Below are 10,996 nucleotides of genomic sequence, written 5' to 3'. Positions count from 1 at the left end.
CTCAGTCCCCGCCGTCCTCGATCTCCGAGCGCGCGACCGCCGCGCCCGCGTACTCCAGCACCTCCGCCGCGCCGTCCTCGGAGTACCCGCGGTCGACCAAGGCGTCGACCCACGCGCTCCGGTCCTCGTCGTCGAGGTCGGTCGCGGACACCAGCGCGGAGAAGTTGATGTTGTGCTTCTTGTCCTCCCAGAGCTTCCGTTCGAGGGCGCGCCGGAGCCGGTCGTTCTCCTGCGGGTCGAACCCGCGGCCCTCGCGGGCGCGTCGGGAGACCCAGTTCGACACCTCCTGTCTGAAGTCGTCCTTGCGGTCGGAGGGAACATCGAGCTGCTCCTCGACCGCGCGCAGGAACGTCTCGTCCGGCTCGCTCTCCCTCCCGGTCAGCTCGTCGTCGACGGTGTCGTCGTCGATGTACGCCATCACGTGGTCCATGTACTTCTCGCCCTGTCGCCGGAGCTCGTCGACGTCGTACGCTAACGCGTGGCGCACGTCCTCGATGGCGCGCTCGCGGTACTCCTCGCGGACCCGGTCGAGCAGCCGCTCGTAGCGGTCGAGGTCGTCGGCCGCGACCGAGCCGTGCCCGCCGAGGTTCGCCTCGAAGTGGTCGAAGACGGACAGCGGCGAGAGGTGGCTGCGGTCGCGGTGCGTCGCGTCCATGATCGCCTCGGCGATCTCGTCGCCGACGAACCGCGCGGAGATCCCGTCCATCCCCTCGCCGATGTCGGCGGACTCGGCGGCGTCCTCGCGGAGCTTCCGGCGGTCGATCTCCTCGTCCTCCAACTCGCCGTTGTACGCCTTCGCCTTCTCGACGAGCGTCACCGTCTCGTCGGTCGGCTCTTCGAGGCGAGTGAGCACGCCGAAGAGGCCGGCCATCTCCAGCGCGTGCGGCTCGACGTGGACGTTGGGCACGTCGGCGTTGGCGAGCATCTTCTCGTAGATCCGCGCCTCTGACTCGTACTCCAGCACGTACGGGTAGTCGATCCGCTTGGTGCGGTCGTTGAACGCCTCCATCTTCTCGTCGCCGGTCTTCTCGCGGTACTCCGGCATGTTCGTCCGGCCGACGATCACCTGATCGATGTCGATCCGGGGGTTGTTCTTCGGCTTGATCGTCGACTCCTGAGAGGCGTGGAGGAAGTCGTAGAGGAACTCCCGCTGGAGTTTCAACAGCTCCTCGCCGGAGAACAGCCCGCGGTTGGCGTTGCAGAACGCGCCGGCGTAGTCGAACGCGCGCGGGTCGGACTCGCCGTAGACGGCGAGCTTCGCGTAGTTGACGTCGCCGGTCAGCTCCGTCTCGTCCTGGTTCTTCTTGTCCTTCGGCTCGAACGTCTCGATGCACTCGCGGCGGTTCTCGTCGGCGACGAGCCGGACGACCTCGACGTGCTCGTCGAGGACGCGTTCGAGGTCGTCGTCGTAGTGCGCGAGCAGTTCGTTCAGGTAGAACTCCGAGGCCGGGTCCGGGTGCTGGTCGTTCCGCAGCGTGTAGGGGGCGTCGAGCCGCTCGTTGAGATCGTCGATCACCGCCTGCCGCTGCGCCTTCGGGAGCAGCACGAGGGGGTCCTGGTTCATCGGCGACCGGACCACGTCGTCGTCGGGGTCTTGGTCGTCGATCACCGAACAGAGGTCGACCCAGCGGAAGGTGTACATCCGGCCCGCGTCCTCGCGGGTGTACGCCTCGAAGTAGCGGCGCACGAGGTAATCGAAGTGCGACTTCCCGGAGCCGACCGGGCCGAGCAGGAGCTTGATCCGCTTTTCGGGACCGAGCCCCCGAGCGCCGGACTTCACCTTGTTGACGAACTCGTGGATCGCCTCGTGGACCTCGCGGCCGTAGAAGACGTTCTCGCCGTCGTGGAGCGGGTCCTCGGCGGCGAGCGCGTACTCGACGACGCCGCGCTCCTCGTCGTAGTGGGTCCCGTAGTGGTCGAACATGTCCGCGACGCGCTGGTGGGCGTTCCGCGCGACCCGCGGGTCGTCGTACAGCGCGTCGAGGTACCAGTCGAACGATCGCGCCGCTCTGAGGTCGTCGGGGACCTCCGTCCGGTACTCCTCGCTGAGCCGTTCGAGCGTGTGTCGTTCCGCGGTGGTGTCTGCCATCGTATCACGTTCGCTCGGAGGTCCGGGCGGCGTCTCCGGCCGACGCGGCCGACGGAGCGGTCGCTCTCCGTGCGCGTGTCAACAACTCGTCGAGCCGCGAGCAGCGCGTCGTCGGCGTGTGCGTCGGTCCGGTGGTCGGTTCGCCCGTATCCGAGGCTATATATGTGGGGGGGATTGGCACGGATAAGTATGTCGGCAGTTGACATCCGACACGACCCGATCGCCGCCGCCGCCGTCGCCGGATCCGCCCCGATCGCTGACGGTCCGTCGGCCGGGTTTATCTGACGTTCGTGAGATCGACGGCAGGGGTGGTCGGCCGCCCCGCCGGAACGGCTCGCGCGCGCATCGTCGTTCGCGGGGCCGGATCCGGCTTCGTGGTTCGCGGAGCCGGAACCGTCTTCGTGGAACCGGATCCATCGGCCCCGGAACCCACCCTTTTGCGGGTCGCCGCCGCAGTACGGGTGTGACGTTCAGCATCTGCGTTCGCGAGCGGTACACCGACGAGGACGGCGACGACCAGACCCGGTTCGGCGTGGCGGTGACCACCCGGCTGCCGGGCGTGGGCACGCTCTGCCCGTTCGCCTCCGCCGACGGGGCGGTGGCGACCCAGTCGCTCGTCAACGTCGAACTGGGCCGGAAGGGGATCGAGTACCTCGGCGACGGGCTCGCGGTCGACGACGCCCTCCAAGCACTCCTGAACGCCGACGAGGGGAGCGCCGAGCGCCAGCTCCACGGCGTCGACGCCGACGGGACGTTCGCCTTCTCCGGCGACGAGTGTAACGACTGGTACGGTCACACGGAGGGGGAAAACTACACCGTGGCGGGCAACCTCCTGACCGGCGAGGACGTGATCGAGGACACCGCCGCTGCCTACGAGTCCGACGCGCACGGCGACGCGCCGCTCGCCGAGCGGCTGATCGACGCCCTCGCCGCGGGCCACGCCGCGGGCGGCGACAAGCGCGAGGACCTCGAGGTCCAGTCCGCGGCGCTGATCGTCGAGAACACCGAGGCGGAGGCCGACGACCCGTACTACAACGACCTCCGCGTCGACGCGAGCGAGACGCCCGTGGCCGACCTCCGCGAGACGTACGAGACCGCCAAGCGCGGCTACGAGACCATCCTGGAGAAGTACGCCGAGGAGGCCGACGACGAGTAGCCGGGGTTGGCGGCTGGTCGGCGGCGGGCGGACGACGAGCAGTCGGCGGCCGGCGACAGGCGAGCGATCGGCGGCGCGGAGCGGCCTACAGCGACAGCCGCGCGAGGATCGGCAGGTGGTCGGAGGGGTACCGCCCCCGGTCGTCCCGGTCCGTGAGCGTGGCGAACGCCTCGACCGAGAGCTCCGGCGAGACGAGCGCGTGGTCGATCCGGCGGCCGTCGATCAGTCGGGCGAAGTCCGTGAGGCTCGTCTCCGGGCCGTGGCGGAGGTCGGCGGCGGCCGCCGCGTCGCGGAGCGCGAGACCGTCCCCGTCGGCCGGCTCCGCGTTGTTTTCGTCGTTCCCGGCGTCGTCGAGGAGGATCCGATGCGGCTCGGAGCCGGGGGTACAGTTGAGGTCGCCGACGAGGACGGTCGGCACCGAGCCCTCGGACTCCGCTCCGCTCGCGGTCGCCACCTCCGGGAGCCGGTCGCGGAGCAGCCGCGCGGACCCGCGGCGCGCGCGGGCGCTCACGTGGTCGAAGTGCGTGTTGACGACGAGGAGCGCGTCGCCGCCGTCGGGACCCGCCGCCGCGCGCTCGACCCGCGCCCACGTCGCGATCCGCGGGTGAGACGCGTCCCAGCCGGTCGAGGGCTCTCCGGGCGTCTCGGAGAGCCAGAACGTGTCGCTCTCGGTGACCTCCCAGCGGTCGCTCCGGACCGCGACGGGACAGCCCTCCCCCTCCCCGTCCGCCTCCCGGCCGCGTCCGACGAACTCGTACGCAGGGAGCCGCTCGCGGAGGTCCCGGCGCTGGTCCGGGAGCGGCTCTTGGAAGGCGGCGACGTCGGGCCGGTGGAAGCGGACGACCCGCCCGACCGCGTCGCGGCGGTCGTGCCAGGCGTCGTGGTGGTCGCCGCGGTTGGCGTAGCGGACGTTGTAGCTCAGCACCCGAATCGCGGTCATTACGTCGGGCGTCGCGGGCGAGGCGATTAAAAGACGCGGAGCGCTCGACGCGCCGAGACCGCCGTCGACGAGATGATCACCGAAGCCCCAGTCGCTCGGCCATACGCTGCTGATCTCGTCACGACTGAGACCGCCGAAGCCCCAGTCGCGAGGCAGTCAGACGCTCGCTGCGCCCCTCACTCGCTCGCTGTCGCTCCCTCGTTCGGTGCTTACGTCGCCTCTGACTGCCTCGCGACTGCCCCTTCGAGTCCCACCCCCTGCGACCGCACAGCACCTCACGCCTCCCCAGCCTCGTCAGTCGCCGTCGCTTCGCTCCGGCGACTGACTCCAGCGAGAATCGAAGATTCTCTGGCAGCGAGGGACGTGGTCCCTCGGGCAACCGGGCTTCGCCCGGTGACAGCCGGCGCTACGCGCCGGCGACAGCGTGGCGCGACGCGCCACGGGCAGTCGGGCGAAGCCCGACGACCTCGCGCGTGCTGGCTCGCGGCCGCCGGGGGCGACCGCTCGCAGGCACGCGCCACCGCAAGACGTTCTCTGTTTGTTGTCGTCGTCGCTCGCGACATTCGAGAACGAAGACCGCCGGCTCAGACGGAGAACTCGTAGAGGTCGTCGCCGACGTGGTGGATCGACTCGACGACTTCCCCGCTGTCGCCGACCATCTCGTCGCCGTCGACCAGCGCGCGGCCGACGGCCAACACCTTCCCGTGGGTCTCCTCGGCGACGACGACGAGGTCGCTCTCGCGGATCTCCGGATCGGCCTCGACGATGCCCGGCCGCATCACGTCCGCGCCGTCGGAGACGAACGAGATCGCGCCCGCGTCGACGGTGACGACGCCCGTCTCCGGGTCGAAGTCGTTCGCGCCGCGGACGGTGAGGAACGGCTCGTCGTCGTCGACGTAGAAGACCGCCGGGTCCCCGTCGACCAAGACGAGTTCGTAGCCGGCGTCGACGAACTCGACGAACTCGAACGTGTCGCCGTCGATGTCGACCCCGAGGTGGTCGGCGACCGCCTCGCGGATCGCCGTGATCTCGTCGCTCCGGAGGTGGTGCCGGGATTTCACTTCCATGCGCGCTCCGTCGGCCGCTCGGCCGATAAATGGACCGCTCCGCGGTCCCCCGCCAGGTCGACCGGCCGCTTCGCCCCTCGAAACCGGTCTCGCGCCGTTGGACCGATCAAAACGGCCTTAAACCACCTCTCCTTATCGGCTCGTATGTTTGGCCCACTGGCGATCGTGGCGATCACGAGGATCGTGAGCCTGCCCGCGATCGCGCTCGCGGTGGTCGCGACGCTGCTCATCGTCCTCATCACCTCGGTGAAGGGGACGGGGTGGGAACCCACGACCGACATCTCCGAGGAAGTGCTCGAACACCGCGCGTCCGCGGTCCCGGAGACGGAGTTCCCGGAGCCCGGCAACCGCGCGGTCGGCGGCGGCGGTGGCGGCGCGGGCGCGATCCCCGCCGGCGGCGACGGCGAGGAGGGCGAACTCGAAGAGGGCGGCACCGTCAGCTCCGGCCCCGGCGACATCCCCGAAGACGAGGTCGAGTACTTCGAGGTCGAGTTCGTCAAGCAGGGCGAGACGGTCGAACTCTCGAACGACCAGCCCATCCTCGAACAGGGCGAAGACGAGGGGTGGGACCTCCCGTACGCCTGCCGGCAGGGACAGTGCGTCTCCTGTGCCGGGCAGATCGCGGACGGTCCCTCCGAGGACTTCGTCGAACACGACAACCAGCAGATGCTCGAGGAGGCCGAGATCGACGACGGCTACACGCTCACCTGCGTCGCGTACCCCCGCGACTCCTTCAGCATCGAGACCGGCGAAGCGCCGTAGCTCCTCAGCGCTCCGCACTCCCGTACTCGTTTCCCGGCCCGCGCCCGCTCGCGACACCCTTTTTCGCGTCTCGCACCAACCGATCGCATGACCCTCACTACGGCGCTCGTCGCCGGCGGCGGCGGCCTCGCCGTCGCCCTGATCGCCGCGGCCGTCTATCGCGACGCCGTCCGCGTCGGCGTCGACCTCGGGACGCCGGCGCTGTGGGCCGCGCTCGTCGTCCTCACCGGCGGCGCGAGCGTCGTCACGGCGATCCTCGTCCCCGACGCGCCCCTGCCCGGCGTCCTCGTGTTGACCGCGTTCGGCCCGCTCCTGTACCTGCTCGAACGCGACGACTCGATGCGCGGCGGCGACGCCGCCGACCCGACCCGGCTCCCGAGCCAGTCGGAGGAGTCGCCCGACGCGAGCGACGAGCGCGACCGATAGGGGCCTCTCCCCGTTGCGACCCCCGTGGCCGCCTCGAACGCCGCCTCCGCCGCGACCGCTCGCGGCCCGTCCGGGCGCGTTCCCGTCTCATCGACGATGACACAGTTCCTTTCTTTCCCGCTCGCGGCTCCTAAACCGCAACTTTCCATACCGTCGGGGGCGAAGAAGCGACAATGAGCGACGAGAGCGACGAGAGCCTCGCGGACCGGGTCGAGCGGTGGATGGTCGGACAGATGCCGATCATCCAGATGCACGGCGGCACGAGCGTCGTGCGGGAGGCGGACCCCGACACCGGCGAGGTCGTCGTCGAACTCGGCGGCACCTGCTCCGGCTGCGGCATCTCGAACATCACCGCCGACAACATCCGCCGCGACCTGATCATGGACTTCGACGAGGTCGACGACGTGACGGTGCGGACCGCCTCCTCCGGCGACAACGGCGCGTCCACCGTCGAGGGCGGCCGCGGCGGCGAACTCAAACACGAGACCGAGTCCGCGAACCACTTCTGAGCGCCGGGGGCCGACCCCGCACCCACTCGTCCGCTCCCGCACCTCCTCTTTATCCCCTACAGCGGCGTGAACGGCAGCGACGCCAGCGAGTCGGGGCCGTAGTCGAGCGCGTCCGCCTGCGAGACGCCGTCGGGCGTGATCAGGTCGACGACGCGCGGCGCGTTGTCCGCCGCGCCCTCTCGGGCACCGCCGAAGACGAAGTCGCCGGCGTCGACCGCCACCGCCCGCAGACCGCCGCGGTCCTCCGAACCGACGACCGGTAGCACTTCCCACCCGGAGAGGTCGCCCCCGACCGCCGACTTCGGTATCGAGACGACCGCCGTGTCCGCGTCGAAACTGGCGAACACCTCCGGCGTGCCGAGATTCGCTCCGTCGGCGTCGGTGATCCCCCTCCCGAAGCCGCTCGCGTCGACCCGGTACTGCCACGGGTCGTCGAACTCGGCTGCCAGTCCGAGGTCGTCGAGCGGCACCGTCCGCCCGCCGTCAGCCTCTGGATCGCGCAGGTACGCGAGGAAGTAGTGCGGCGAGAAGCCGCCGCCGAACGTGTCGTACAGGTTCTCGACCTCGAACGCGAACCGGTACTCCTCGCTCGTCTCCAGCACGCGGAACGAGCGCAGGTCGAACGCACCCTCCCGAAACGCGCCGTTCGTCGGGTAGACGTACTCGCCGGGGCCGTCGTCGTCGCCTCGCGGGTCGGTGAACTCGGCGACGATGTCGCCGGGCGCGACCGTCACGCTCCCGGACGCCAGTTCGCCCCCGCCGTCGGCCTCGCGGACGACGACGTCGAACGTCCCGATCCGCGAGATGCTGAAGCCGAGGTCGACCGTTGCCCCGTCGGCGTTCGGCGGGAGTCGGACGTTGTCGAGCGCGGCGACCTCGCCGTCGACGAGAATCTCGACGGTGGTCCCGCCGACGAAGGCGGCGTCGTTAGAGCCGGTCCCCGTGACGAACGACTCGCCGAGGTCGGCCTCGTCGGCGATCGACACCGAGACCGACTGCTCCGGGCGTTCGTACCCGGGGAGCCGGCCGATCTCGCGGCCCCGTGCCGGGCGCAGCCTGACCGCCGTTCCCCCGCTCGGGGCCAGCGACGCCAACAGCGTCGACTCCGGCGTGACGACCGCCTCGTCGATGCGGACCCCGGTCGGGTCGGCGTCGACGCCGGCCCCGACCGCGTCCGAGTATATCTCGGCGACGTACTTGGGACCGTTTCGGTCGTTGCCGCTGCCGCGTCCGTCTCCACGGCCGTTGCCGTTGCCGCGTTCGCTTCCGTTTTCACGCCCATTTCCGTTCCCGCGTCCGTTTCCGTCTCCCCGCCCCGGTGCCCCGCCGGAGTCGCCGGGGGCGTCGCCGGAGTTCCCCGGCGCGAGGAAGTCGAGCGGCACGTCGACCGCGCGGCCGTTTCCGTCGGTCATGACGCCGAGGAACCACTCGTCGCCGTGGCGGCGGGCGATCGCGAGGTACTCGCCGATCGCGGAGCCGACGACGCGGGTCTCGTCCCAGCCCGCGGCCGAGACCGCCTCGATGAATCCGAACTCCGCTTCGGCGTCGAAGTTCTCGTTTTCGGGCTCGTACCCCTCGTACTCGGCCGGAATCGGCGACGGTTCCCCGGCCTCGGTGACCGCGACCGCGTTGAGGTTGAACCCGCCCACGTCGCCGACGAACCCGCCGTCGCCGTCGTCGTACTCCAGTTCGATCGCGACCTCGTTGTCGCCCGCCGCCAGTTCGACCTCGGTCGTGAACACCCGCCAGTCGTCCCAGTAGTCGGTGAACGGCGGCTCGATCGTCCGCGCCTCGCCGTTGACGCGCAGCGTGGCCCGCGGCCCGCCGGCGTCGATCACGCGGCCGGCGTTCTCCTCGCCGTCGCTCGCGTACCGGAGGTGGAGGTCGTACGTCCCGGAGCTCGGCACGTCCTCGACCGTAAAGGAGACCGACGACCCGCTCGGCGCGCGGTTGGGGTCGACGGCGACGAAGTTGGTGCCGAAGGCGTCACGCCACGAGTCGTCGGTGACCAGCCCGTCGCGGTCGCCGGCGGCGGCGTGGAGCCCCTCGCCCACCCCGAACGTCTCGTCGACGTACCCCTCGATCCGGTCGGCCGCCATCTGGAGGCCGCTGAGGTACGTCGGGTACATCGCGAGCTGTTTCGCCCGCGTCGTCTGGATCCGGTCGCCGCGGTCGTCGCCGAAGGTGAGGTCGAAGATGCCCGGCTGGAAGCTCACGGGACCGGCGAGGTTCCGCGTGAACGGGAGCGTGACGTGGTGATCGCGGCCGACGTTCGACCCGAGCTGGCCGAACCCGTCGTACTCCTGCGCCTTGACGACCTCGCGGTTCGCCACGTTCGGGTAGGTGCGGATCTCCCCGGTCGGCTTGATCCCCTCGTGGATCTCCAGCAGCTGGCGGTTCGCGGCGGCCTCGCGGATCACCAGCCGGTGGTGGTTCACCGCGAGCTGGTTGTGCTGGTTGTGGGTCGGCTCGGAGCCGTCGCCGTCGATGCCGAGGCCGGGGTCAGAGACGTAGCCGTTCTTGATCGAGTTGATCCCCGTCTCCTCGTAGCCCGCGAAGACGTCCCCGTCGAGGATCGCGGACTCGTACCCCGGGAGGTTCCCGGCGGTCTCGTTGTGGATCGTCATCTCCACCGGGTCCGGGAGGCCGGCACCGAAGTCGGTCACCTCGCGCACGTCGAAGTCCGGGTAGGAGTCGTCGACGCCGAAGCCGAAGCCGCTCCCGTCGCCGGGGTAGGTGTCCCACCCCTCGTTCCACCCCTCGACGAGGACGCCGTCGATCCCGTTCTCGCTCGCGAAGCGCATGTACCGCTTCATCCGCTCGGTGCGCGCGCCGTGGACGTAGGCCGCGGGGTTCCCGCCCCCGCCCGCGACGGCGTCGTCGGACCGGTACTCCCAGTTCGCCTGCCCCGCGATCATCGTCCACCAGATGCCGACGTACTTGCGCGGCTCGATCCAGTCGGTGTCGGGCTCGCCGCCCGCCGTCGGCAGCGCCTCCTCGTCGAGCGGGTCGGAGAGCAGCGGGACCAGCTGCGACTCGATCAGGCCGCCCGGGCGGTCGGCGACCTGGATCGTCCGCCACGGCGTCGCCGCCGGCAGCTCCAGCGAGGCCTTGCTCCCCTCCGGCAGCGGCGTGAGTTCGGTCGCGAACGCGGTCCCGCCGCCGTCGTCCCGCGGCGCGAGCGTCGCGGCCGCGTAGTCGTCGAGGTTCGCCTCGTGAACGCTGAGGTACGCGTCGCCGGCGTCGACCGTGAGCGGCGTGTGCGCGCCGCGCCGCATCGGCGTGCCCGTCGGCCGTCGCTCCTCGCTCCCGCCGGGAATCTCGGAGAGCGGCGTCTCCGCGTACTCCTGTTCGAACCGCGGGTTCGTCACCCGGTTCTCGATCCACCACGCGGTGTAGTCGTCCGCGAAGTCGACGCCGGTGTTCTCCGAGACGACCACCGCCCGCCGCTGGTTGCTCGCGAATCCCTCGCCGAGGACGACCCGGAGCCCGACCCCGTCGTCGAAGACGCGCACCTGAAGCGTCGCCTGACGGCTGTCGCCCCCGCCGTCCCCGCCGTCGTCCGCCGCGTCCGTGAGACCGACGCTGAGCGCGTTGTACTCGGCCGATACCTCGTCGTACGCCCCCCACACCGGCTCCCACGCCTCGGTCGCGGACTCGCGCTCCGTCCCCGTCACCGCCACGGGACCGGCCTCGCCGGCGGCGCTCGCCCCGAACGCCGCCTGATTCCCGAAGTCGAACCCGAGCGTCGACGGCTCCACGTAGGTCGTCCCGTCGCGCGCGACCTCGTAGGTCGGGACCCCGTCGCCGACGTCGACCGTCACCGCGATCGACCCGTCCGGCGACGCGACCGTCTGAACCGGGTCGTCCGCGTCGTTAGCTACCCGCGCGGCGTCGTCGGCCGCCACGGTCCCGGAGTACCCGGCCGCGGCCACCAGCGCCCCCACGCTCCCCAGGAACCCCCGCCGCGTCGCCCCGTCGAACGTTTGCTGTGATCGTTTCTCACCCATTCCGTCCGCACCGTGTATACGATGAACAATAATGCTA

At 70.6% G+C, this 10,996-nt stretch carries 8 protein-coding genes; 4 read left to right on the top strand and 4 right to left on the bottom strand.

Going from position 1 to position 10,996, the window contains the following annotated elements; all coding sequences use genetic code 11:
* Nucleotide 1 precedes the first annotated feature (1 nt).
* Entirely contained in the window at nucleotides 2–2,089 is a 2,088-nt protein-coding gene (locus NAF06_RS05455; RefSeq protein WP_008582952.1) for a PrkA family serine protein kinase, read from the bottom strand.
* Nucleotides 2,090–2,552: 463 nt separating this feature from the next.
* On the opposite strand from NAF06_RS05455, the gene NAF06_RS05450 reads away from it, so the two are divergent.
* Nucleotides 2,553–3,245: a DUF1028 domain-containing protein gene (locus NAF06_RS05450; protein WP_008582950.1), complete on the top strand. Its 693-nt coding sequence runs from the start codon at nucleotides 2,553–2,555 to the stop codon at nucleotides 3,243–3,245.
* Between the two features lie 85 nt (nucleotides 3,246–3,330).
* On the opposite strand, the gene NAF06_RS05445 is transcribed toward NAF06_RS05450, so the two are convergent.
* Together NAF06_RS05445 and NAF06_RS05440 are read right to left on the bottom strand one after the other, a co-directional pair.
* Nucleotides 3,331–4,185 carry an endonuclease/exonuclease/phosphatase family protein gene (locus NAF06_RS05445; RefSeq protein ID WP_008582948.1) on the bottom strand — a complete coding sequence of 285 codons (855 nt, stop codon included), beginning with the start codon at nucleotides 4,183–4,185 and terminating at the stop codon, nucleotides 3,331–3,333.
* Between the two features lie 584 nt (nucleotides 4,186–4,769).
* Complete coding sequence (locus NAF06_RS05440) at nucleotides 4,770–5,252, bottom strand: RNA-binding protein (protein ID WP_008582929.1); 483 nt, start codon at nucleotides 5,250–5,252, stop codon at nucleotides 4,770–4,772.
* Nucleotides 5,253–5,396: 144 nt separating this feature from the next.
* Here NAF06_RS05440 and NAF06_RS05435 point away from each other — a divergent pair, with 144 nt between their 5' ends.
* The 3 genes from NAF06_RS05435 (at nucleotide 5,397) to NAF06_RS05425 (ending at nucleotide 6,949) form a co-directional block, all read left to right on the top strand.
* Nucleotides 5,397–6,014 (top strand): 2Fe-2S iron-sulfur cluster-binding protein, encoded by a 618-nt coding sequence (locus tag NAF06_RS05435; RefSeq protein WP_049908670.1) that lies wholly within the window; start codon nucleotides 5,397–5,399, stop codon nucleotides 6,012–6,014.
* A gap of 87 nt (nucleotides 6,015–6,101) precedes the next feature.
* Complete coding sequence (locus NAF06_RS05430; protein ID WP_008582926.1) at nucleotides 6,102–6,440, top strand: hypothetical protein; 339 nt, start codon at nucleotides 6,102–6,104, stop codon at nucleotides 6,438–6,440.
* A 173-nt stretch (nucleotides 6,441–6,613) separates the two neighbouring features.
* Nucleotides 6,614–6,949, top strand: coding sequence for a NifU family protein (locus NAF06_RS05425; RefSeq protein WP_006629217.1), 336 nt, complete (start codon nucleotides 6,614–6,616; stop codon nucleotides 6,947–6,949).
* A 56-nt stretch (nucleotides 6,950–7,005) separates the two neighbouring features.
* Here NAF06_RS05425 and NAF06_RS05420 read toward each other — a convergent pair whose 3' ends face one another.
* The gene (locus NAF06_RS05420; protein ID WP_008582923.1) at nucleotides 7,006–10,959 is read right to left on the bottom strand and encodes a glycoside hydrolase family 97 N-terminal domain-containing protein; all 3,954 of its coding nucleotides are present in this window, start codon (nucleotides 10,957–10,959) and stop codon (nucleotides 7,006–7,008) included.
* Between the last annotated feature and the right edge of the window lie 37 nt (nucleotides 10,960–10,996).

It is taken from the genome of Halorubrum hochsteinianum, assembly GCF_023702125.1.
Taxonomy (GTDB): domain Archaea; phylum Halobacteriota; class Halobacteria; order Halobacteriales; family Haloferacaceae; genus Halorubrum; species Halorubrum hochsteinianum.
This window is presented reverse-complemented; position numbering and strand designations above follow the sequence as displayed.

Coding starts and splice junctions, on each gene's coding strand:
- NAF06_RS05420 (WP_008582923.1), bottom strand. CDS start 10,959: ATGGGTGAGAAACGATCACAGCAAACGTTCGACGGGGCGACGCGGCGG.
- NAF06_RS05430 (WP_008582926.1), top strand. CDS start 6,102: ATGACCCTCACTACGGCGCTCGTCGCCGGCGGCGGCGGCCTCGCCGTC.
- NAF06_RS05425 (WP_006629217.1), top strand. CDS start 6,614: ATGAGCGACGAGAGCGACGAGAGCCTCGCGGACCGGGTCGAGCGGTGG.
- NAF06_RS05440 (WP_008582929.1), bottom strand. CDS start 5,252: ATGGAAGTGAAATCCCGGCACCACCTCCGGAGCGACGAGATCACGGCG.
- NAF06_RS05435 (WP_049908670.1), top strand. CDS start 5,397: ATGTTTGGCCCACTGGCGATCGTGGCGATCACGAGGATCGTGAGCCTG.
- NAF06_RS05455 (WP_008582952.1), bottom strand. CDS start 2,089: ATGGCAGACACCACCGCGGAACGACACACGCTCGAACGGCTCAGCGAG.
- NAF06_RS05445 (WP_008582948.1), bottom strand. CDS start 4,185: ATGACCGCGATTCGGGTGCTGAGCTACAACGTCCGCTACGCCAACCGC.